Below are 22,537 nucleotides of genomic sequence, written 5' to 3' on the forward strand. Positions count from 1 at the left end.
TACGAATATTTATGCAATTACCAAAATTTATGCCGTAACGGTTTGTCACTCAGCACATCACGCACAAAAACCTCAACGCTTAAGCCGAGATTTCATATTAATGGTTGGGCTAGGCTTGGCAGTCGGCTTAAAGCAGAGGCTTGTCGCTCGCGATAATACCGTTATTGTCTGCATAGACAAACATGCCTGAATTTAGGGTCAAATCCCCAAAGCTAATCTCGAGATCGGTTTGGCCTTCGTCACGGCGCGTCGACTTACGCGGGATACAGCCAAGCGCCATGACACCAATATCCATCTGTGCCATATCATCGACATCACGGACACAGCCGTACACGATGACCCCAGCCCAACCATTATCAATCGCCGACTGGGCAATCATATCGCCGAGCAGCGCACAGCGCATCGAGCCACCACCATCGACCACCAGTACCTTTCCATTGCCCTTATTGTCTTTACCATCGCTGTTTAATAGTGACTTGACACGGCTGTTGTCTTCAAAACACTTGACCGTCACAATCTCACCGCAAAACCGATCTTTGCCACCAAAGCTATAAAACGACTTGCCTTCGATATTTGGCAGGCATACTTGCGACTCAGGATTGGCATCCAATAAATCACACGTCACAAAATTTTCTTGGTTCATGGTAGGCTCTGCTGCTGCGTTTGACATGAGTACACTCCTTGTTCGTTGTTGGCTAGGATTAAAGGGTATAAAAAGTATGATTGATATTTTTACTTAGGCTATTTTTTGACTTTAGTCATTGCCAGCATTTGTTTATTTTCGATGATATCTGTGGTGGTAATCGCAGGCTCACGGCGGTACTTACTACGCTCGTAGATATCATGGGCGCTCATGGCCATGGCGCTAGCAACACGTTTTGCAGAAATAGGATGCAGGGGTAATGACTCCGGCACCAAAGGCGAAACGAGCTTAAAGGCTTTTTGACCTAGGCTCTCAAGCGGGCGACCTTTGTGCTTACCGAGCAACAACGATGGCCGAAAAATCACCAAATGGGCAAAGTTTAGCGCCATGATGGACTGCTCGGTCTCCGCCTTGACTCGGTTGTACAAAAACCGACTGTCGATATCAGCATTCATCGCAGACAATAAAAAGAAGTTTTCTACCCCTTTCTCGCGGCACAGCGTAGCAAACGTCACATTGTAGTCATGATCCACTTTATGAAAGGCTTCATCACTGCCAGCTTGCTTTTTGGTCGTACCAAGACAGCTAAAAGCATCGGTGCTGCGATCAGCGCCGACACTGGCAAACACCTCAGCCAAATTGTCAAAATCATTGACCTGATAAAACCTCATGCTAGCATTGATATAGCGTGGCGGACGCCGTGCAATCACAATCAACGTGTCATAAAGCTCACTTAGCTGCTTGACAAGATATTGCCCTACCAATCCTGTCGCGCCAATCACAATTGCTTTTCGCTGCATATCTTATCCATTCGTATCGTATGAGATATGAGAGCACTCTTATACAAAGCATTCTCTTTATTTATCGTATTCGCTTATCCGCCAGCATATCTGGGCGCTATTTTAACTTACCGCTTGCGTATCATACCTAAAATCACTCGGCGGTGAGGGTATTATAGCGAATTTATTGTAAGAGATTTTATCCGTCAAGCCTTTTACTGGCCGTACCCTTTGAGAGTAGATACATGAAAAAACCGAATATTGATAAAATAGCATAACTTCTTTACCGATTAACCATCAAATATATTGTCCTAAGCACAATAATTTGCTAAGATAACCGGCTTTACACGTCAACGCTGTTTAATTATTCCAAACAGTTCTGACGCTTGCGATGACTACCGATATTAGATACTTTAGTATTGGACATCGACATCATGTTTGACGAGACGGCTGCTCGTCACCGATGATTGTTAAACCCATTATTGCAATCAACATTCATATTTTTATCTGTCTTTATCAAGGAGATACGCGTGGCTAATACTGCACAAGCTCGTAAACGCGCCCGTCAAAACACCAAACGTCGTCAGAACTCTGCGTCACAACGCTCTATGGTTCGTACTTACTTAAAACGTGTTGATGCGGCTATCGCAGCTAAAGATTATGACGCGGCTACCGAAGCTTACAAAAAAGCGGTACCTGTTCTTGATCGTATGGCTGACAAAGGTATTATTCATAAGAATAAAGCTGCTCGTCGTAAGAGCCGCCTAAACAAAACCATCAAAGGCTTACAAGCTTAAGATGGGTTACGTTTAGACCGCATCACTCTGTTTGGGTGATGATCAAAACCTTGTCATCAGTTCTTATGCTGAGGCAAGGTTTTTTTATGCGCAAAAAACCATAAAAACAAAGCCTCGTTTATAGGGCCTGTTGAACATTCAACCATGGCACTGCTGATGCTAAGCTTAGTCCCACCTCACCTCTGGTGGCAACAGCAATGTATTTGGATGAAACCCTGCTGCACGGTACCCTTCTAACAACGTCGCAATCGGCCGTATATAGACCTCACCGCGCCAGACGAAGTGGGCACTGGCTTGTTTAAAAGGCTTATCATCAAACCACAAAAACACCCCTTCCATCATCTTTGGCCAATCATTCCAATCAATCTCTACCACATCGAACATCACCGCCAAAAACGCTGACAGCAACGTATCGTGACTGACCGCCAGCATAAGATGTCCAGGCTGCGGCTGATGCTGATAAAACAACGATAAAAGATCAAGCCCGCCTTGATAGGCGTTTTTGGTGCCAGCAAGATTGCCTTGTAAAAAACGATTGATAAAATTAAGCACGCCGATTTCTTTAAATACCGGAGTGGCAATCTCGGGGTCAGTAACGAGGCTACCAGGCTCTACCAGCAGCGACTGATGTAGGATGTCACGCTGTAACCCTGCACCTGCTTGCATAAGCTGCGCGGTATCAATACAGCGGCCGATAGGGCTTGAGATGCTATCCACGTCTAGAGAGTATGGCAGATGACCTGCCAACCAGCGCCCCCAAGACTTGGCCAAGACGCGACCTTTAGGAGTCAATGGCAACTGATAACTGGCAAAGCCGTTACCGTCAGAGCGCTCTCGCAGGGAGTGTCTGGTAAATAAAATCAGGCGCTTGTCTTCAGGCAACAAGCTTACTGAAGAGATCATACTATCAGGCAGGTGCGACGGCGCGGGCGCGCTTGGCGTATGACTGGCACGCCTTTCTGCAGATAGTTTCGATAAAGTGTTGTGGAAGTATTTGCTCATGCCAGCAAGCGTAGCAGATTTTTTGTGAAGAATGAACAAAATATAAATTCAGTTGCAAATAAGCAAAACCGAAATGAAAACCGCCCAGCACTGCTATGCGCTTTATCTCAAGCAAGAGTATGCTATCTAATCAAGCTCAATCACTTTATCCCAAGCAAATGCGATCTCGGTACTACTGACTTCGTTGGGATACGCACGTGGATTGACAACCACTCGGGTACGACCAATACGATAATCAAAGGCTTCATGGGTATGGCCATGCACCCATAGCGCTGGTGCCCATTCCTCCTGCATCCAGCTTGACAAGTCACTCACAAAAGCAGCATTACTGGGTAGACTGGCATATTTCTCAGATACCGACAACGGGCTGATGCTGTGGTGACTCATGACGATGGTCTTTTTGCCAAGCGATTGAGCGGTTTTTAATGCTTGCTGTAGCCATTGACGCTGCTTAGCATGCAGTTGCATGGACACCTCAGGGGAAAACAACTCGCTACCGGCATAGATTTGTTTATAGTCACGCATAAAACGCTTGGCCGCTGCCATGGTTTCTTCATTGGCCTGATACTGATAATCCGTCCATAAGGTGCAGCCCAAGATACGTACGTCTCCAATATCGATGTGTTGACACTGTAAAACCCGCACGCCTTGCTGCGACTTGGCATCATAGTTATCCCAAATGGTCAGCTTTTTATCAAAATGCAGCACGTCTTCATTGAAGTATTCATGATTGCCTGCAATGGTGATCAGAGGTACCTGCAGACGGGCCGCTTGCGCTTGTAACCACGGCATACCGCTGTCGCTATTGGCCGTATCGCCTGCGACCAGCACCACATCGGCATCAGTCTTGGGGATATGCCCCATCGGATGCGACTGACGTGCATAGCTATCAATATGCAAGTCACTTAAAATCTGTAATTTCATATCTTCCAATAGTGTCTTAGGACATCAAGGACAAAAATCAATCAGACGATGCATAGAAGCATAGCGTATTTTTTGTCATAGATATCAACATAAATTTTAAGTAGTGTAGCACCTTTTTATCTACCCGCAAAAAGCAAAAAGACAGCGGCTTAGGCTGTCTCTTTTCTTTGTCTTTGACTTAGGCTAGATACCCTCAAGTATCCGCTGCAGTTTGGCCGCTGGGTCGGCCGCCTGCGTGATAGAACGTCCGATCACCAGATAGTCAGCACCATCTTGTAGCGCTTGGGCAGGCGTACAGATGCGTTTTTGGTCGTCAGCATTGTCCTCAGCGAGGCGAATACCAGGCGTCACCAGTTTAAAATCCTGACCACATAGTGCCTTTAGGCTCTGAGCTTCTTGTGCTGAGCAGACCACGCCATCGAGACCTGCTTGCTTGGTCAGCTGTGCTAGGCGACTGACTTGTGTATCCAGCCCATCGGTAATACCCGTCTGCGTCAATGCTTGATTGTCCATAGAAGTCAGCACCGTGACCGCAATCAGCAAGGTATCTAAGTTATTATCCAACAAGCGCTGTTTGGCAAGCGACATCGCTTCTAAGCCTGCGCTCGCATGCACATTGACCATCCACACACCCAAATCAGCCGCCGCGAGTACCGCCTGTGCCGTAGTATTAGGGATATCATGAAATTTAAGATCTAAAAACACTTCAAAATCACGTTGGTGCAGTGCCTTGATGATATCAGGGCCACAGCGAGTAAACAGCTCTTTGCCTACCTTTAAACGGCACAGCGCTGGATCGAGCTTGTCAGCCAGCGCGAGCGACGCTTCCATTGTCATATTGTCTAAGGCGACAACGACAGGAGATTTGATTGCATTATTCATAGTGTTGCCACATTTATATCGAAGTTAAAAAAACCAAACAGCGACCAAACGGATGGCTATCAACTCACCTGTCTCGCAAGTTTGTATCATAAGGTGCCTAGCTGACGCTCTCTTCAGACTTAGTCAGATTTAGTCACGTTTTTGTTTGGTCAGTGTCGCCGCTTCATCTTTAGCGGCGTGATTATCGTGCACGTTGGTCGCTGTCGAACCATACACTGCCTCTTCTACCGAAGGCGCAGTCGCTTGACGATCGATGACCACATTGGCTTGCGTCAGTTGTTCTTGCAGATTGGTATTGGCTTTTTGTAGACGTGAGATTTCCCATTTGTTTTGTAAAACACGAAAGAGCAGCAGCGCCAGTAGCATACCAATCACAATACCTAGTATCAGACACAGGATCAGTAATAAGCCCAAATTCATCGTCGGCGCTTGTGAAAACAGTAAATTTACGCCAACCTCGGTATTATTGGCCAATACCAACCCTAATGAATACGCGAAGCTTAAAAACAGTAGTACAAACAGTAAAAAGCGCATAAGACATATACCTTGGTTTGATGGGTTGCAAAGGACTCAAAGACCACGTTTTGTCACAAACAGCGATGCTACTTTTTGACTGACACGCTACTGTTAATGAATACTACCAAACGCTGCTATAATGATCGTATTATCTATCCATTAGCCACTTTGTCATTGACCGCTTCACGCAGGGCTTTGCCTGGCTTGAAATGCGGAATGGCTTTGGCAGGTACTGGTACGCTCTCCCCAGTCTTAGGATTGCGGCCCATACGGGCACGGCGATGATGTAAACAAAAGCTACCAAACCCACGTACTTCTACTCGGCCATCATTGGCCAGTGTATCGGTCATTAAGTTTAATATTTCACGCACTGCATCATCGACCACGCTATCAGTCATATTGTCACAGTTCGCACTCAAATTACTAATAAATTCAGACTTATTAATCGCTTGCTGCATTGTTACGCTTGCCTTGTTAATTGATGGATAAGATGATTGTAAACCAAGTTACTATTTTTTAAAGTCTTTTAAAGGTTTTAACCCTTCATATAGCCGTATAAGACCATACTGAAAATCGAAACAAAAAGCAAAATACCGGTCAGCAGTGCTAATGTAGCTCTCATCAGTAAGCAGTGATTTACATCTCGTTACTCAATGTTGCAAATGATAGCGGATATTATCATAAATGGAAATAAGAGTTTGCTTTGTTTCCGCAAAAACCTTGAAGATGTAACGCATACCAAACACCCAATCATAAAAAAAAGCGACCGAAGTCGCTTTTTTTATATTACTTTTAGATCAATAACTTGTCGCTTACTGCATTTGCTCTTTGATCAAATCACCAATGGTTTTTGGTTGAGCATCAGCTGCTTGTGGCGCATTGCTACCTAGATCTTTGATCGCTTGACGCTCTTCAGCTTCGTCTTTTGCTTTGATAGACAAGTTGATGTTGCGAGTCTTACGATCCACACTGATGATCTTCGCTTCAACGTCATCACCAACGCTTAGATGCTTGGTTGCATCTTCGACACGGTCACGCTGAATCTCAGAGGCACGTAAGTACGCTTCAACTTCATCAGCAAGCTCGATAGTAGCGCCTTTAGCGTCTACTTCTTTTACTTTACCATTGACGATAGCACCGCGGTCATTGGCGACTAGGTATTCGTTAAATGGATCTGAGCTTAACTGCTTCACGCCTAGGCTGATACGGTTCGCTTCTGCATCTACAGACAATACCATTGCTTCTACAGTGTCGCCTTTGTTGTAGTTGCGGATTGCTTCTTCGCCCGTTTCGTTCCAAGAGATATCAGACAAGTGAACCAGACCATCGATACCGCCGTCTAGACCGATAAAGATACCAAAGTCAGTGATTGACTTGATAGTACCAGTGATTTTATCGCCACGCTCATGTTTCTTATCAAACTCTTCCCATGGGTTTGCTAGGGTTTGCTTGATACCCAAGCTGATACGACGACGCTCTTCATCAATATCTAGGATCATCACGTCAACTTCGTCACCCACTTGTACAACTTTTGATGGGTGGATGTTTTTGTTGGTGTGATCCATCTCTGATACGTGTACTAGACCTTCGATACCTTCAGAGATCTCAGCGAAGCAACCGTAATCAGTTAGGTTGGTAACGCGAGCTTTAACAATACTACCGACTGGGTAAGTACCGCCAACGTTGTCCCAAGGATCGGTACCAAGTTGTTTTAGACCTAGGCTTACGCGGTTGCGCTCACGGTCAAACTTCAATACTTTAACTTTTAGGTCTTGACCGACTTCAACCACCTCAGATGGGTGCTTGATACGGCGCCATGCCATGTCAGTGATGTGTAGCAAGCCATCGATACCACCAAGATCAACGAACGCACCGTAATCAGTTAGGTTTTTGACGATACCTTCGATCTCGATACCTTCTTCAAGCTTGTTCAATAGCTCTTCGCGCTCAGCTGAGTTTTCAGCTTCCATTACTGCGCGGCGGCTAACCACAACGTTGTTACGTTTTTGGTCAAGCTTGATGACTTTGAATTCTAGCTCTTTGCCTTCAAGATGTGTGGTGTCACGAATCGGACGTACATCAACCAATGAGCCTGGTAAGAACGCGCGTACTGAACCCACGTCTACAGTAAAACCACCTTTTACTTTGCTAGAAATGATACCTTTTACGATCTCATCGTTATCATAGATTTTTTCAAGGACATTCCACGTCTCGACGCGCTTGGCTTTTTCGCGTGATAGTAGGGTTTGACCCATACCATTATCAACCGCTTCAACCACGACATCAACGCTATCGCCAACTTCAACTTCAAGTTCGCCTTCTTCGCTTAAAAACTCTTCACGAGCGACGATACCTTCAGATTTAAGACCAGTATCTACTGTGATCCAATCGCTATCGATGGCCACAACAGTACCTGTAATAACCGAGCCACGCTCGATATCCAGACCCTGCTCTTCAATGCTCGCTTCAAATAGTTCAGCAAATGATTCCATTATGTCTACCTTTGTATAGCCGTATCCTGTCCAGCACAGTACGGATCAAATTTATGATTGCATAAAACGAGAATACTGGTTTTATATCTTATGCAGTCATATAAAAAACCTTTGTTGCTAATAAGCGAGCATCTCATCACACTCATTAGCAACAACTGTCTTTACTGCCCGCTCACATTTTTACTCTTGGTTCAATGTTGGCTTTGGCTTATTGCACATCTCTACTTATACAATTTTATACTAAAACCAAAGCCTGTAGCAAATTTTTTGGTAGTGAGTTGGTAGTTACTGTATTGTTTTTATTAATTATTAAAACAAATACCTTTGTCCTGACAGTATTTTTTGACTTGTGCATATACGCTATCGGCATCCAAACATGAACTGTCCAGCAATAAAGCGTCTTTGGCAGGCTTCGATGGTGCCGTCGCGCGGTTTTCATCACGCTCGTCACGCGCTTTGATCGTTGCTAAAATCGCCTCAAAGTCTGCGGTTTGCCCTGCATTCAGTAGCTGAGTCACACGGCGCTCAGCACGCGCTTTGGCACTGGCTGTCAAAAACACCTTAACATCCGCATCAGGGAATACCACAGTACCCATATCCCGGCCGTCAGCGACCAGCCCTGAGCGACTGGCCATTTTTTGCTGCAGCGTGAGCAGCGCCTGACGCACTTTAGGGAATACCGCGATCTTTGAGGCATAACCGCCAACGGTTTCGTTACGGACTTGCTCGCCAACGGCATCGCCATTGACGATGATATCTACGCGGCCTGATGCCTCATTGGGCACAAACACGATATCTAAACCTTGGGTCAATGCCAGTACTGCCTGCTCGTCAATGTCTTGACAACCATCGGCACCGAGCAACCCTGCTTCAAAGGCTTTGAGCCCGACGATGCGGTATAGCGCCCCTGAGTCTAATAACTGATAACCCAGTGCTTGCGCTAAGCGCCAGGTGACTGTGCCTTTACCCGCCCCGCTTGGACCATCAATACAAATCACGGGATAACGCTGTACCGCTTGCTCAGAGGGATCATGGTCCTGTAAGGCATTATCAGGCGTAAAGTCAGGTGTAGAGACAGTCATCATGTTTACTCAATTATAAAAACAACATATATCGCCCACTGCTAGCAAGGACAGCGCGATATTCACCACCTTATCAAACGCTTAACAGCCATCTGATAATCGCAGCGCCAAATAGGGCGATATTATAGCAAGAAAACCCTATCATCACCATGACTGATGCTTATATTTGCAGGCAGTGCATTTTGTAGATAAGCAAAAGCCCTTATTTTTTAACATCTAATTTTTTTTGCTTGGCCAGCTGACGACGCGCTCGAAAAAACCGCTTAAGTAGCTGACTGCTATGCTCACTGCACAAACCCCGTTGTACAGTAATGATATGATTATAAAAATCTTGTGCCGATAGATCCATCTGACTACCCACCATGCCAGCTCGCGGCTCATTTGCCGCATACACCAGCCGCGCCACTCGCGCATGGATTAGCGCGCCCATACACATGGTGCAAGGCTCTAAGGTCACGTATAAGGTGGTGTTTGATGGTAGGCGGTAGTTTTTTAGGTGGCTACAGGCATCTCTTAGAGCGACTACCTCGGCATGGGCGGTGGCATCATGGCGACCGATTGGCTCATTAAAGCCTTTACCAATCATCTGCTGCTCATGTACCAGTATCGCGCCAACTGGCACCTCGCCCAGCTCAGCGCCATGCTGAGCCAATGCCAATGCTTGATGCATCCACTGTACATCTTCTAGCGTCCAAAACTGCTGAGTGCTCAGCTCAAGCTGATGTCGAGCACGGCTACCAGCAGCGTCCACAGACAAGCTATCAGGGCTTGAGTGGTAACTAATACCATCAGGCAGCAGTGTCTCTGCGGCAAAAAAAGGAATGGTCATAGATAGCTACTGTGGCAACTGCCAGTCAATGGGTGTACGACCATGCTGCCGGAGATAATCATTGGTCTTCGAAAACGGCTTAGTACCAAAAAATCCACCACGGTTTGCCGCCAGCGGCGATGGATGGACAGCGGTTAAAATCAAATGTTTATCAGCATGGATGTATTTGCCTTTTTTCTGGGCTTTACTACCCCACAAAATAAACACCGTATGCTCTGTTTGTTCGTTGATCACATCGATCACTGCATCGGTAAATTGCTCCCAGCCTTGATTTTGATGACTGTTTGGTTCACCTTCTCGCACAGTCAACGCACTGTTTAGCAGTAATACACCTTGCTGCGCCCAATAGGTCAAGTCCCCATGCGCTGATGGCTGAACACCGATATCATCGGCCATCTCTTTTAGCAAATTATTGAGTGATGGCGGTTTTGGAATGGCTTTGGGTACCGAAAACGACAATCCCATGGCCTGACCTGGGCGATGATAAGGGTCTTGCCCTAAGATGACCACTTTAACGCGAGATAATGGCGTGAGATTGAAGGCATTAAACATTAGTGGCGCTGGTGGATAGATGCTATCTGGCGACTGATAAGCTTCCTTTAAAAAAGCCCGTAGGTTGTCCATATTCTCAGAAGTCAGCTCATCTGCCAAGGCCATCTTCCAGTCTTCTGGCAAACGTACTTTGTCTAAGATGGCTTTTTTTTGTGCGGCTGTTTTTGGCGCTTTTGCATCGAGAGGTTCCATACTGTGTCCTTTTTTAGTTGTTATATACGACTGGTACTTATTTTGAAATGAATTAACTATGTATAAAAGTTGGCTGGCTACTACCTAAAAGACCCTTACTTTTAGTAAAATCAATCAACATAAATAAAAATGAGATGATGAATTATAACAATAAAAAAACGGCTACCGCACGAATATGGCAACCGTTCTTATTATATTAGTAGCAAAATCTTAGCTGGCTAATGACTCAGAATCTGGGTGTGGCTCGTGCGTCTCCACCACCGTCAGCACGATACGACTGTCTGCTGAGCCTTTATTGGCGCTCTGACCTTTTTCTAATGCGACAGCGTTTTCGTCTGTTTCATCTTGTGCCTCAGGTGCCAAGGTCAGATGTACGACCCCGCCATTGACCAAGTCACCAAACAAAATCATACTTGCGAGCGGCTTCTTGATTTCATCCTGTATCAAGCGCTGCATCGGACGAGCCCCCATTAGACGATCATAGCCTTTGTCCGCCAGATAGTCACGTACGTCATCGTCGATCTCTAATGTCACTTGTTTGTCATCGAGCTGTACTTGTAGCTCAACCAAGAACTTATCGACCACTGATACCACAACCGACGTATCTAATGGGTTGAACTGAATAATCGCATCCAAACGGTTACGGAACTCAGGGGTAAAGACCCGTTTTAACGCCTCAGTATTGTCACGGCTATGATCTTGCTGGGTAAAGCCCATGGACGAGCGGCTGATACTCTCCGCACCGACGTTGGTCGTCATGATGATAATCACCTGCTTAAAGACAGCAACGCGGCCATTATTATCCGTCAACGTACCATGGTCCATCACCTGCAGTAGCAAGTTAAAGACATCTGGGTGGGCTTTTTCGATCTCATCTAGTAGCAGCACGCAATGCGGATGCTGATTGATTTTTTCGGTCAGCAGACCGCCTTGATCATAACCAACATAGCCAGGAGGCGCGCCAATCAAACGTGATGCGGTGTGCGCTTCCATGTATTCTGACATGTCAAAACGTACCAGCTCCACGCCGAGCAGGTTGGCCAACTGACGTGATACCTCTGTCTTACCTACCCCTGTTGGGCCGGCAAACATAAACGAGCCAATCGGCTTGTCTGGCGCTTTGAGCCCAGCTCGCGACAGCTTGATGGCATCTGCCAAAGTCGTGATGGCTTCATCCTGACCAAACACCAAGTGCTTGAGGTCACGGTCCAAGTGCTCCAAGATACTCTTATCATCACTGGACACCGACTTGGGCGGAATACGGGCAAGCTTAGCAATGATGGCTTCGATATCTGCCACATCGATTTTCATCGGTGCTTTTTTCACTTTAGTGGCTTGAGATTCCTCGTGAGACTTCTCGTTCGCATAGGCTCGATCATCGGCTTTGGCAGTTTTTGCCTCTGCTTGCATCTCGCTGCTATAGTCTGTCTCATCGTCGTCCGTTGCTGCACCTGGTGTATCAAAATCCTGCTCTAAATCAGCGATGAAGCTTTCTTCTGCCGCGACAGCATCAGCATCAGGGACGACACCCAAACGCTTATAGGCACCTGCCTCATCGATGACATCTATCGCCTTGTCTGGCAAAAAACGCTCATGGATGTGCTTGGCTGACAACTGAACTGCTGTGACCAATGCTTCATCACTATACTCGACATTGTGAAACTCTTCGTAACGCGGTTTAAGCCCGCGTAAAATATCGATAGTATCGTCGACACTTGGTTCTTTTACGTCGATTTTTTGGAAACGACGCGAGAGAGCATGATCCTTTTCAAACACCTGACGATACTCGGTAAAGGTGGTCGAGCCGATACAGCGCAGCTCGCCGTTGGCAAGGGCCGGCTTGATCAAGTTTGAGACATCCATATTGCTACTCATCGATGACCCTGCACCGATAATCATATGAATCTCATCAATAAACAAAATCGCATTGGGTTTTTTCTTTAGCGCATCAAGCAAGGATTTCATGCGCTTCTCAAAATCACCGCGATACTTGGTGCCAGCGATGAGCGCGCCGATATCCAGACTATAAATCACGCAGCCATTTAATGGCTTTGGCGCTTTTTCGTTGATGATAAGCCACGCCAAACCTTCAGCGATAGAGGTCTTACCTACGCCTGGCTCGCCCACCAATAGCGGGTTGTTTTTGCGGCGACGGCATAGCACTTGTGCCGCCCGCTCAATCTCAGACGCGCGGCCAATAAGCGGATCGGTCTTACCTTCCGCGGCACGCTGGTTTAGATTGGTAGCGAACTCGACTAGCGGATCTTTGCTGGTTTTTTCTGAGGCACCGCGGCGCTCACCTGTCATCGATGCACGCGGCTCTGATGGCTCATCTTTATCTTGACCATGCGAGAGATACTGCGTCAGCTCAAGACGGCTGATGCCTTGCTTTTTGAGCAAATATACTGCATAGGTGTCGTGCTCTGAAAACATCGACACAAGAATATCCGAGCCTTCTACCAAACGGCCGCCGCCGATAGACTGTACGTGAAAGATAGCACGCTGCAAGATGCGATCAAAGCTTTGGGTTGGCTGCGGGGATTGCTCGGTATCAGCATCCACCGTCGGCGTGTGCTTATTAATATAAGCCTCAAGCTCGGTGCGTAACGCTGAAACATTGGCATTACAAGCCGTTAGGGTGTTGGCGGCATGAGTGTTTTCTAGTAGTGCCAACAATAGATGCTCAACAGTGAGATACTCATGCGATTTTTGGCGCGCAAGCGTCATTGCTAAACGCAAAGAAACTTCAAGATGACGACTTAACATAAGGACTTCCTACGGTTGTACCTATCTTTATAATTGATAGCTTTATGAATGAGTTAGTAAGTAAATCAGGGCGATAGATGGATTGTTCAAGGGCAATGGCGGCATAATTGCTTGATATCAATCAATAATGCGGACCATAACCTCCCTGTTTTGGATACCCTTACCGATAAAAAGAGTCATCTATCGACGATTAAGCCTGCGCCGAGCAGTCAAGTACAGGGCATTATGACTCATATTCGCTTTTCTTTATCTCAACACGATATTTACCCATAGTCAATCTATTAACATCGACTAAAATGTATCGAAGCATATTGCGTCAAGACAGCAAGATAGATAAACAGACAGAATGGAAAACAAACAACAAAGAGGCAGAGAGACAGAAGTAAGGTGAAGAATGGGGACGTGATAGTGAATTCATTATAAAAACAGTACAGTGAGATAAAACATCGTTTTATTATCTCACTGCTTCATGTTTTCACTGTTTTATTGAGCGACTTGTATGGTGATGGGGGAATGACTGATAAACACCATCAACAACCAAACCTATTAATTTGAGGCTTCCGTAAAGGTGTGGGCATCAGACGTCGCTATTATCCTTCCCCTTGATGTGGTTCGATTTGGGTCAATAACGGATACCCTTCGCGGTGAGCCAGACTGTTGACTTTTTTGGCCTTAGTTTCAGCGATATCTTTTGGGTAGATGCCCGCGATACCTTTACTACTATTATGAATAGTCAGCATAATTTCCACAGCAGCATCCATACTATGACGAAACTCCGACTGCAGGACATACACTACAAACTCCATCGGTGTGTAGTTGTCGTTGTACATGACCACCGCATACATCGGCGGCTTGGCGATTTCTGGCTCAGCCACCAGTACGTCTGCTTGCGGTGAGGTTTCCTCTTCTGTATCACCATCTTGGGCACGGTGGGCGGGTAGGTTTGGAAAGTGCCAATCGCATACCGTTGGCGCATCTTGTAGTGTCGTTTGTTTTATCATAATCAAAGTATAATTATAAGGTAAGTTTGAAGTAATAGAAGTGATAAAGGTGGTAACTAGCAGGCAGACTATTATCGTCTGTTATTGATGTCGATTTGAACAGACAGATGGCCGCTAGTCTGTCGTATTCTTTGTCTCAATCGGACTTTCATCCACCTCAGGCAGATCCAATAAAGACAGCGGCATATTGTCCACCCTATCGCCCAACTTCCAGTCATACAGCTGCTCTACTTGCTGATCGCCTGCTTGCAAGCTGAGCTTGACTTGTAGAGGTTTAAAGCCTGATGGCATCATAAAGCGACCGCGAATACGTACGATACCTTCTATTATATGGTTTGCCGGCTCAAGTGGCACTTCGACCAGCTCGCCATCATTGAGCAAGGTCAAAGTCGGTCTTAGACGTTTGGCTGATCCATCCGCACTGAGCATACCAATATCAAACCCATACTCAAAAGCATTCTCAGGTAGTGGCTCAATCTTAGCCCCCAGTACTTTTAGTGGCATGCCGCCTTTTTCAGTGAGCGCCTCTGCATACACCTCATTTAGCTGCGTCAGTTGGCGATTTTCTACTGTCAGAGTTTGCTGGTTTTCACGCAGTTCATGCAAGTTTGCCAAGCTAATAGCCAGCTCTTGCTTGGCAGTGGCGGCTTGATTGGTCGCAATCTTATTACTTAGACGCAAATCCTCCAGCTCTTTACTGGCCTCTTTGCTATCAATGATCGCCTGCTTGGCTTCGTTTTGCATCGAGTGAGTACCGCGCTGATAGCCAAGCTTGTGACCAAACATCAGCCCCACAATCGCGGTGACCAGAATCACCACCACAAACAAAGCCAGTACCAACGACGAAGCGCCTTGCTGCGTGCGCCCGATATTGCTCGCCACGCTGGTTTTAAAAGACTGCTTTCTTTGCTCCATATCACATGGAGCAAAGGCTTGGCATGATACACATGCTGGCTGCGGGCTAAGGCGTAGTGCGATCTGAATACGCATTTAGACAGTATCTCTTAATAGTAAGGGCAAGTTAGTATAGCGGAATTTATAATCAATACCTAGCACCATAAAGATGAATGATAAGGTGAGAAAAAAGCGAACAAAACAACACCTTAAGGGACAATGGGTGCAAAATTCAATCCCAATGACTCATCAAGCCCAAACATGACATTCATATTTTGTACCGCTTGTCCTGCTGCTCCTTTTACGAGGTTATCCTGTACCACGATCACTGTCAGCTCAGCGCGCTCGTTGTCTTGATGTATCGCTATACGCAGACGGTTACTGGCGCGGACACTGCGGGTATCTGGATAATTGCCTTTGGGCATGACATCGATAAATGGCTCACTTGCATAAGCATTCTCGAAGGCTTGCTGCCAGTCAATAGCCGTCCCAGCCTCTGTCATCTCCATATGAATGGAGCTGAGCATACCGCGTATCATCGGCACCAAATGCGGTAAAAAACGAATGCGATGCGTAAACTGACTGCCTAGTAACTGTGCCACCCCCTGCTCGATCTCAGGCAGGTGACGATGCCCCTCAACGCTATAAGCCTTAAAATTATCTGTCGTTTCGGCATAATTGAGCGCAAGTTTTGCCTGACGTCCAGCGCCTGAGACACCAGATTTTGCATCGATGACGATACGCGGCTCGATCAGTCTATCTGCTTGGGCGTTTTGTTTTTCGATAATGGGTTTGAGACCTAAAATCGCCGTGGTAGGATAGCAACCAGGGTTGCCCACGACCAGCGCCTCGGCAAGCTTGGCACGATTGACCTCAGGTAAGCCATAAACAGCCGTTTTTAGCAGCTCAGGGCAGGCGTGCGACTGCTGATACCAGTGCTCAAAATCCGTCAAGGACTGCAAACGAAAATCAGCAGCCAAATCGATGACCTTAACGCCCGCTTGCGTGAGCGCCTCGGCCTGCTTCATCGCCACCCCATGAGGGGTCGCAAAAAACACCACATCGCACTTTTGTAACGCCCCGAGCGTATCTTCACCCAAATCACTAAAAACGATGTCTGATATACCGCGTAAGCTTGGGAATATCTCATCAGCGCGCGTACCCGCCTCGCTACGTGACGTTAGCAAATCAAGAGACACGTTGGGGTGGGCAGACAATAAGCGAATAAGCTCAATACCTGTATAGCCTGTACCGCCGACAATAGCTGCTGAAATCATAAGATATCCTTTTTTACTTGTTTTTTACTTGAGTAACATCATGCCTAAAAATAAAGTAGCCAGAAAACAAACGCAAGTATCGCTCTACTCTCATCAAGCTCGCTGACAGTACCCGTTGCAGGATTCGACTGGCGATAAGCATTTGCTCTCGCATCAAAGCATGGCTCATGCGCTATAAACTAAAGTTTATAGTCATGAACCGCATCAATAAACACCTTGGCATTGTCAGGGTTGACCCACTGCGTGATACCGTGACCTAAGTTTGCCACGTAGCCTGTTTTTTCACCATCTGCATAGGCTCTATCGAGCATCGCCGTTACTTCTGCGCGGATGGTGGCAGGCGAGCCGTACAAGGTTGCTGGATCTAAGTTGCCTTGTAGTGCTTTGCTGCTCTGTAGTTTTTTGTGCTGCTTGGTCAATTGACGCTGGCTCTCATTGAGCACTTGGCGCGCGCGATCTAGCGGCATGGTCCAGTCTAGCCCGAGTGCGTCCGCCTGACTGTCTGCTTGCACATCGAGCCACAGGCCACCGCCTTTGGTAAATAGCACCACTGGGATCTGCGGGTGACGAATCTTTAGCTCAGCGACGATACGCTTATTATAGGCATGAGAGAAGTCAACGAACTGACGATGACCAAGCGCGCCGCCCCAGCTATCAAATATCTGTAAAATCTGAGCACCAGCGACCACTTGAGCGTCCAAATAATCCACCACTGCGCTAGCCAACTTATCCAATAACTGATGCAAAAACTCAGGATTGCTATACAAAAAACCTTTGGTATAACGATAGTCCTTTGAGCTGCCACCTTCGATCATATAAGTGGCTAGTGTCCAAGGGCTACCAGAAAACCCAAATAAGGGTACTTGGCCATTTAGCGCCTGACGAATACTGGTCACCGCACGCATGACATAGTCAAGCGAGTCATTCATATCCAGCACCGGTAGTCTATCAAGGTCTGCCTGCTGACGAATCGGGTACTTGAACTTTGGGCCTTCGCCTGTCTCAAAGTACAAGCCCAAACCCATCGCATCAGGAATGGTCAAAATATCGCTAAATAAAATCGCCGCATCTAAATCGTAACGACGCAGTGGCTGCAAGGTGACCTCGGTGGCACGCGCAGTGTCTTTACACAAGCTCATAAAATCGCCAGCCTCTGCCCGCGTGGCTTTATATTCTGGTAAATAACGGCCAGCTTGACGCATCATCCAAACAGGGGTGGTATCAACAGGCTCAAAGCGTAAGGCACGTAGCAATCTATCGTTTTTTAACGGCGCAAACGTTTGCTGAGCCGAATGATTATTGTCTGAAGCACTCATGTACAAATCTCCAAAACCGCACAGTATTTATATCTCTTTGCATACTGTACTGGATAAATAAAGTGAATAAAAAATGATAAACGCTGATAACGTATAGATGGCGGCATATAAATACTAAAAACCGTCTCATGAGTTGATAGAGCGCCCAAAGCTTAAGCTTAAATGCCATTTATTATTAGGGCGTATCCTCAATCAAATATCTATCGCTAGATATTTATCGATAAAAATAAGGACACACCTTCGTCATTGAAAATAGCGATCAGACCGCTAAATAGGATCAGACAGTCAGTGCTAGATTGTCTCGGTGCACCATGACCACGCGCTCTTCATGATTGCCAAGTATCTTATCAAACTCCTCAGTTCGCTCACGAGCCACACGGCACGCATCACGAGATGAAAAGTTGACTTGGCCGACCGCGATACGCTCGCCTGTGTCTTGGTGCACCACTTCTACCACATCGCCTTCATCAAAATCGCCGCGTACCTCTACCACCCCGACAGGCAATAAGCTCTTATGATGCTCGACCACCGCCTTGGCCGCTCCAGCATCGACGATCAGGGTGCCTGACATGCGTAGATGGGCGGCCAGCCACTGTTTGCGGGCGATGATTTTATCTTCATCATTGGTGGTCAATAGCGTACCCACCGCCTCGCCTGAGACCACTCGAGTGATGACATCATCGATCGCACCACTGACAATCACCGTCGGACAGCCGCCCATAGCAGCAAGGCGACCGGCGCGGATCTTAGTCAGCATACCGCCGCGCCCAAGCTTGCCGCCATCACCTGCGATATCAAACAAATAATCTGCCATCGCGCGCTCTTGGCGAATCATCTTGGCATTGGGGTTGTCACGCGGGTTGTCTGTAAAGACGCCTTCTTGGTCTGTGAGGATAATATACAAATCCGCATTGACCATCGCCGCTGCCATCGCGCCCAATGTGTCATTGTCACCAAACTTAATCTCGTCGATAGTGATGGTATCATTTTCATTGATGACCGGCAGGACGCGCCAGTCCAACAATTGGGTCAAGGCACCAGTGGTATTTAGGTAACGACTACGGTTGGACAAATCATCGTGCGTCAGCAAAAGCTGTGAGCTTTGGATACCGTGTTGAATCAAAGCCGACCACCAGGTCTCAATCAAACCCATCTGACCAATAGATGCACACGCTTGCAAGGCGGCAAGCTTCCGTGGGCGCTCCTCAAGGTTCATACGTACCACACCTTCGGCAACTGCACCAGAGGACACCAGCAGCACTTCCACGCCTTGCTTATGCAGCTTTGCAATTTGCTTGGCCCATTCGTAAATGGCAGTTCGATCCAGCCCTCGGCCGTTATTGGTTAATAACGATGAGCCAATCTTGACAATAACGCGCTGAATATCAAAGTTGCGAGTTTGCTTAATAAACCTTGCTTCTTCGGTCGTATTTGCTATGTCATCTGCCATATAAACTCCTGTGTCTTGTGTCAATTGATTACGGGGGTTGCTCTAAACATTTAAGTATATCAGCTTAAGCGTCATAGCTTAAGGCACATAAACCACCTCAACGCCATCTTCGTCGTCATCTAAACGATCGTCGTTGTTATCTATGCCTTCACGCGCAGCTCGGCGAGCGGCTCTATATGCTTCGCGCTGGGCTTCGGTATTTAGGCGGACTTCTTCTTCCAAACGCGCAAAACGCTCTTTTTGTGCTTCAGCAAAGATAGGGTCTTCTATCTCGCGCTCGCGCTCGCGCTCAATATCGTTCATCAGGTGGTATTTGACCGCGTCCACCCCTTCCCCAGTCAAGGTAGAGGTGCGAAAGACCATACCTGTCCAGCCAAGCTCGGCCACGATATGCGTACACAGCTCGTTTAAGTCTTCCTCAGCGACCTGATCGATTTTGTTGAGTACCAAAATCTGCGGGAGGTTGGCCAGCTCAGGAGAAAAACGCTCAAGCTCATTTAAGATCACGCGGGCATTTTCTACCGGATCACTACCATCGACGGGCTTAACATCGACTAAGTGTAGCAGACGACGCGTACGAGCCACGTGCTTTAAAAAGCGAATACCCAGCCCAGCCCCTTCGGATGCGCCTTCGATCAAGCCTGGGATATCTGCCATGACAAACGAGCGATGGCGACCGATATCGACGACGCCTAAGTTTGGCACCAACGTGGTAAAGGGATAATCCGCTACTTTTGGTTTGGCAGCCGAAACCTGACGGATAAAGGTGGATTTACCCGCATTGGGCAAACCGACCAATCCCACATCAGCGACGACTTTTAGCTCAAACTTAAGTACTTTTAACTCGCCCTCAAAACCTGAAGTCGCCTTGCGCGGTGCTTGGTTGGTCGAGCTTTTGAAATGGGTATTGCCCAGACCACCATCGCCGCCCTTAGCAACCAATAGCGTCTGACCAATTTCGACCAAATCTCCTAATACTTCATCAGTCTCGGTATCGACCACCGTCGTACCGACCGGCACAGGCAGATAAATATCCTCTGAGCCTTTGCCTGAACAGTTTTTACTTTGTCCATTTTCGCCGCGTTTTGCATCATAGCGGCGCGTATAGCGATAGTCCACTAGGGTGTTGGTGTTATCATCAGCAATGACATAGACATCACCGCCGCTACCACCATCACCGCCATCAGGGCCACCACGTGGGACATATTTTTCTCGGCGAAAACTGGCGATTCCGTTACCACCGTCACCTGCTTTTACCGTTACGACGGCTTCATCAATAAATCGCATCTTACGTTCCTTAATTTACAATCCAGTCTATAACTGGCTACAACCAGCGGCTGTATTTTAGGTTTTTGCTAGGGGGTTTGTCATGACGACTGCCAAAGTCCCATTGTTGGTGCTTAGCACTGAGTAGTTAGCCTTCATGATGACAATAACACCCGATAACCAATCGGACTATCGGGTGCTTTATATTATATTTGAGTTTGCAGCGCTTAGCTTACGTTTTATGCAGGAATTTGCGTATAGCTAATGCCAGCCATCTGGGTAGCCAAACGCAAGACCTGAGTACTATAGCCTACTTCGTTGTCATACCAGATATATACGATGGCATGATTATCAGTCAAAATAGTTGCTTGCGCATCGACGATACCGACATGAGTGGTCCCAACAAAGTCGGTCGACACCGCTTCAGTCGAATCTGTATAAGCGATTTGCGACTGCCAAGTGTGACTGTTGGCGATTTTGCGCATAAATGCATTTAACGCATCAGCGCTCTCTGGCGCGGTTTTTAGATTTAAGTTCAAAATCGCAAGACTCACGTTGGGGGTCGGAACGCGAATGGCATTGCCAGTTAGCTTACCACTGAGCTCCGGTAACGCTTTACCGACTGCTTTTGCAGCGCCTGTGCTGGTGATGACCATGTTCAATACGGCACTACGACCACGGCGGTCTGATTTGTGATAGTTATCAATTAGGTTTTGATCATTGGTAAATGAGTGAATGGTCTCGACGTGACCGTTTTCGATATCGTACTCATCGTTGAGTACTTTTAGCGTTGGGGTAATAGCGTTGGTGGTACAGCTGGCTGCACTGACGATGGTATCATCGTCGACTGTGTCATTGTTGACACCATACACGACGTTTTTGATATCGCCGCCTGCTGGTGCGGTTAGGAGTACTTTTTTGACACCAGTAGATTGTAAGTGCTTACCAAGGCCATCTTCGTCTTTCCAGATACCTGTGTTGTCGATCACCAATGCATCAGCGATGCCATAAGCGGTATAATCGATGGTGCTTGGATCATTGGCATAAATCACTTGTACAAAGCGACCATTGATGATCAGGCCGTTGTTGTCTTCATCAACCGTCACGCCGCCAGCAAAACTGCCATGGATAGAGTCGCGCTCTAACAACGACGCACGCTTGGCCAGATCGCCTGCTTTTGCAGGACGTACAACGATGGCTTTTAGCTGCAAGCCTTTGGCACTAGATGCTTGCGATAACAATAGGCGAGTCAAGATACGACCGATACGGCCAAAACCGTATAGTACCACGTCAGTGGCGCTATTCATCGCCCCTTGCTCATGGTTGACGGCTTGCAGAGCAGCCTGTACATCAGTGTCAGAAGCAATTAGCTGACCGACATCGATACGAGCGGCTTGAAGGCCTTTATTTTCTGCCAAAGTTTTTACCATGGCCAAGGTGTCAGCGACCTGGATGGTCTTTGCGCCTTGCTCACGCAATGCTACTTTTTGATGCAGTGCCAATATTTGACCCACTGAGCTGGTATCTAGCGTTTCGCCGAACAAAGTCACTTGTACGTCTTGCTCATTATAAAGCTTATTTAGCAGCCCCATTAGCTCAATGGCTTGTTGCTCTTGGGTGTTGTAGTTGCTCAAGTGGTCTTGATGTAATTGGCGTAAGGTATCAGCGTTGCTCACGAGAAACATCCTTATGGTCAGTAATGTATGATCAGTAAAGTGTGAAGAAAAATAAATAGATGGGCAGTATAGGCTCTAAGCGTTGACACTTATGGAGTCATCTAGACTCTCGATTTTGGTTATTTGCGTTAGAGTATGTAGAGCGCCTAGATTTTAGCCTAAAACGCCCTATTTTGCCAGTCATTAACCACGCGAACGGTA

20 protein-coding genes are annotated in these 22,537 nt (G+C 47.0%); 1 reads left to right on the forward strand and 19 read right to left on the reverse strand.

The window, feature by feature from the left end:
- Positions 1–127: 127 nt before the first annotated feature.
- Both rraA and J3491_RS01000 read right to left on the reverse strand, forming a co-directional pair.
- Positions 128–643: a ribonuclease E activity regulator RraA gene (gene rraA, locus J3491_RS00995; RefSeq protein ID WP_207968932.1), complete on the reverse strand. Its 516-nt coding sequence runs from the start codon at positions 641–643 to the stop codon at positions 128–130.
- 98 nt (positions 644–741) lie between these two features.
- A complete protein-coding gene (locus tag J3491_RS01000) occupies positions 742–1,443 on the reverse strand; it encodes an NAD-dependent epimerase/dehydratase family protein (RefSeq protein ID WP_075100706.1) in 702 nt (233 codons plus the stop codon).
- A gap of 509 nt (positions 1,444–1,952) precedes the next feature.
- Here J3491_RS01000 and rpsT point away from each other — a divergent pair.
- Positions 1,953–2,219: a 30S ribosomal protein S20 gene (gene rpsT, locus J3491_RS01005; RefSeq protein WP_010200097.1), complete on the forward strand. Its 267-nt coding sequence runs from the start codon at positions 1,953–1,955 to the stop codon at positions 2,217–2,219.
- Between the two features lie 165 nt (positions 2,220–2,384).
- Here the strand turns inward: rpsT and J3491_RS01010 are convergent, their stop codons facing one another.
- The 17 genes from J3491_RS01010 to J3491_RS01090 all read right to left on the reverse strand — a co-directional run bounded on the left by J3491_RS01010 (position 2,385) and on the right by J3491_RS01090 (position 22,345).
- Positions 2,385–3,221, reverse strand: a complete 837-nt coding sequence (locus tag J3491_RS01010) for a histidine phosphatase family protein (protein WP_207968933.1) — start codon at positions 3,219–3,221, stop codon at positions 2,385–2,387.
- A gap of 126 nt (positions 3,222–3,347) precedes the next feature.
- A complete protein-coding gene (locus J3491_RS01015; protein WP_207968901.1) occupies positions 3,348–4,145 on the reverse strand; it encodes a metallophosphoesterase in 798 nt (265 codons plus the stop codon).
- A gap of 183 nt (positions 4,146–4,328) precedes the next feature.
- Positions 4,329–5,027: an orotidine-5'-phosphate decarboxylase gene (gene pyrF, locus J3491_RS01020; protein ID WP_207968902.1), complete on the reverse strand. Its 699-nt coding sequence runs from the start codon at positions 5,025–5,027 to the stop codon at positions 4,329–4,331.
- 129 nt (positions 5,028–5,156) lie between these two features.
- Positions 5,157–5,561, reverse strand: a complete 405-nt coding sequence (locus J3491_RS01025) for a lipopolysaccharide assembly protein LapA domain-containing protein (RefSeq protein WP_075100702.1) — start codon at positions 5,559–5,561, stop codon at positions 5,157–5,159.
- A 134-nt stretch (positions 5,562–5,695) separates the two neighbouring features.
- A complete protein-coding gene (locus J3491_RS01030) occupies positions 5,696–6,001 on the reverse strand; it encodes an integration host factor subunit beta (protein ID WP_075100701.1) in 306 nt (101 codons plus the stop codon).
- Positions 6,002–6,355: 354 nt separating this feature from the next.
- Positions 6,356–8,035, reverse strand: a complete 1,680-nt coding sequence (rpsA, locus tag J3491_RS01035; protein WP_075100700.1) for a 30S ribosomal protein S1 — start codon at positions 8,033–8,035, stop codon at positions 6,356–6,358.
- Positions 8,036–8,337: 302 nt separating this feature from the next.
- Positions 8,338–9,117: a (d)CMP kinase gene (cmk, locus tag J3491_RS01040; RefSeq protein ID WP_207968934.1), complete on the reverse strand. Its 780-nt coding sequence runs from the start codon at positions 9,115–9,117 to the stop codon at positions 8,338–8,340.
- A gap of 202 nt (positions 9,118–9,319) precedes the next feature.
- The gene (gene tadA, locus J3491_RS01045; protein ID WP_207968903.1) at positions 9,320–9,946 is read right to left on the reverse strand and encodes a tRNA adenosine(34) deaminase TadA; all 627 of its coding nucleotides are present in this window, start codon (positions 9,944–9,946) and stop codon (positions 9,320–9,322) included.
- A 6-nt stretch (positions 9,947–9,952) separates the two neighbouring features.
- On the reverse strand, positions 9,953–10,690 hold the full coding sequence (locus tag J3491_RS01050) for a uracil-DNA glycosylase (RefSeq protein WP_100749879.1): 738 nt from the start codon (positions 10,688–10,690) through the stop codon (positions 9,953–9,955).
- Between the two features lie 210 nt (positions 10,691–10,900).
- A complete protein-coding gene (gene clpA / locus J3491_RS01055; protein ID WP_207968904.1) occupies positions 10,901–13,456 on the reverse strand; it encodes an ATP-dependent Clp protease ATP-binding subunit ClpA in 2,556 nt (851 codons plus the stop codon).
- 590 nt (positions 13,457–14,046) lie between these two features.
- Positions 14,047–14,457 carry an ATP-dependent Clp protease adaptor ClpS gene (locus tag J3491_RS01060; RefSeq protein ID WP_207968905.1) on the reverse strand — a complete coding sequence of 137 codons (411 nt, stop codon included), beginning with the start codon at positions 14,455–14,457 and terminating at the stop codon, positions 14,047–14,049.
- A gap of 114 nt (positions 14,458–14,571) precedes the next feature.
- On the reverse strand, positions 14,572–15,447 hold the full coding sequence (locus J3491_RS01065; RefSeq protein WP_207968906.1) for a hypothetical protein: 876 nt from the start codon (positions 15,445–15,447) through the stop codon (positions 14,572–14,574).
- Positions 15,448–15,560: 113 nt separating this feature from the next.
- On the reverse strand, positions 15,561–16,628 hold the full coding sequence (argC, locus tag J3491_RS01070) for an N-acetyl-gamma-glutamyl-phosphate reductase (protein ID WP_207968907.1): 1,068 nt from the start codon (positions 16,626–16,628) through the stop codon (positions 15,561–15,563).
- A gap of 179 nt (positions 16,629–16,807) precedes the next feature.
- The gene (gene hemE / locus J3491_RS01075; protein ID WP_207968908.1) at positions 16,808–17,944 is read right to left on the reverse strand and encodes a uroporphyrinogen decarboxylase; all 1,137 of its coding nucleotides are present in this window, start codon (positions 17,942–17,944) and stop codon (positions 16,808–16,810) included.
- A 277-nt stretch (positions 17,945–18,221) separates the two neighbouring features.
- Positions 18,222–19,394 carry a glutamate 5-kinase gene (gene proB, locus J3491_RS01080; RefSeq protein WP_075100693.1) on the reverse strand — a complete coding sequence of 391 codons (1,173 nt, stop codon included), beginning with the start codon at positions 19,392–19,394 and terminating at the stop codon, positions 18,222–18,224.
- A gap of 78 nt (positions 19,395–19,472) precedes the next feature.
- Positions 19,473–20,681 carry an Obg family GTPase CgtA gene (gene cgtA, locus J3491_RS01085; RefSeq protein WP_201584712.1) on the reverse strand — a complete coding sequence of 403 codons (1,209 nt, stop codon included), beginning with the start codon at positions 20,679–20,681 and terminating at the stop codon, positions 19,473–19,475.
- 218 nt (positions 20,682–20,899) lie between these two features.
- Positions 20,900–22,345: a glyceraldehyde-3-phosphate dehydrogenase gene (locus J3491_RS01090; RefSeq protein WP_207968909.1), complete on the reverse strand. Its 1,446-nt coding sequence runs from the start codon at positions 22,343–22,345 to the stop codon at positions 20,900–20,902.
- Positions 22,346–22,537 lie beyond the last annotated feature (192 nt).

The sequence above is a fragment of the Psychrobacter halodurans genome (assembly GCF_017498075.1).
Classification (GTDB): Bacteria; Pseudomonadota; Gammaproteobacteria; order Pseudomonadales; family Moraxellaceae; genus Psychrobacter; species Psychrobacter celer.

Coding starts and splice junctions, on each gene's coding strand:
- rraA (WP_207968932.1), bottom strand. CDS start 643: ATGAACCAAGAAAATTTTGTGACGTGTGATTTATTGGATGCCAATCCT.
- J3491_RS01000 (WP_075100706.1), bottom strand. CDS start 1,443: ATGCAGCGAAAAGCAATTGTGATTGGCGCGACAGGATTGGTAGGGCAA.
- J3491_RS01010 (WP_207968933.1), bottom strand. CDS start 3,221: ATGAGCAAATACTTCCACAACACTTTATCGAAACTATCTGCAGAAAGG.
- J3491_RS01015 (WP_207968901.1), bottom strand. CDS start 4,145: ATGAAATTACAGATTTTAAGTGACTTGCATATTGATAGCTATGCACGT.
- pyrF (WP_207968902.1), bottom strand. CDS start 5,027: ATGAATAATGCAATCAAATCTCCTGTCGTTGTCGCCTTAGACAATATG.
- J3491_RS01025 (WP_075100702.1), bottom strand. CDS start 5,561: ATGCGCTTTTTACTGTTTGTACTACTGTTTTTAAGCTTCGCGTATTCA.
- J3491_RS01030 (WP_075100701.1), bottom strand. CDS start 6,001: ATGCAGCAAGCGATTAATAAGTCTGAATTTATTAGTAATTTGAGTGCG.
- rpsA (WP_075100700.1), bottom strand. CDS start 8,035: ATGGAATCATTTGCTGAACTATTTGAAGCGAGCATTGAAGAGCAGGGT.
- cmk (WP_207968934.1), bottom strand. CDS start 9,117: ATGACTGTCTCTACACCTGACTTTACGCCTGATAATGCCTTACAGGAC.
- tadA (WP_207968903.1), bottom strand. CDS start 9,946: ATGACCATTCCTTTTTTTGCCGCAGAGACACTGCTGCCTGATGGTATT.
- J3491_RS01050 (WP_100749879.1), bottom strand. CDS start 10,690: ATGGAACCTCTCGATGCAAAAGCGCCAAAAACAGCCGCACAAAAAAAA.
- clpA (WP_207968904.1), bottom strand. CDS start 13,456: ATGTTAAGTCGTCATCTTGAAGTTTCTTTGCGTTTAGCAATGACGCTT.
- J3491_RS01060 (WP_207968905.1), bottom strand. CDS start 14,457: ATGATAAAACAAACGACACTACAAGATGCGCCAACGGTATGCGATTGG.
- J3491_RS01065 (WP_207968906.1), bottom strand. CDS start 15,447: ATGCGTATTCAGATCGCACTACGCCTTAGCCCGCAGCCAGCATGTGTA.
- argC (WP_207968907.1), bottom strand. CDS start 16,628: ATGATTTCAGCAGCTATTGTCGGCGGTACAGGCTATACAGGTATTGAG.
- hemE (WP_207968908.1), bottom strand. CDS start 17,944: ATGAGTGCTTCAGACAATAATCATTCGGCTCAGCAAACGTTTGCGCCG.
- proB (WP_075100693.1), bottom strand. CDS start 19,394: ATGGCAGATGACATAGCAAATACGACCGAAGAAGCAAGGTTTATTAAG.
- cgtA (WP_201584712.1), bottom strand. CDS start 20,681: ATGCGATTTATTGATGAAGCCGTCGTAACGGTAAAAGCAGGTGACGGT.
- J3491_RS01090 (WP_207968909.1), bottom strand. CDS start 22,345: ATGTTTCTCGTGAGCAACGCTGATACCTTACGCCAATTACATCAAGAC.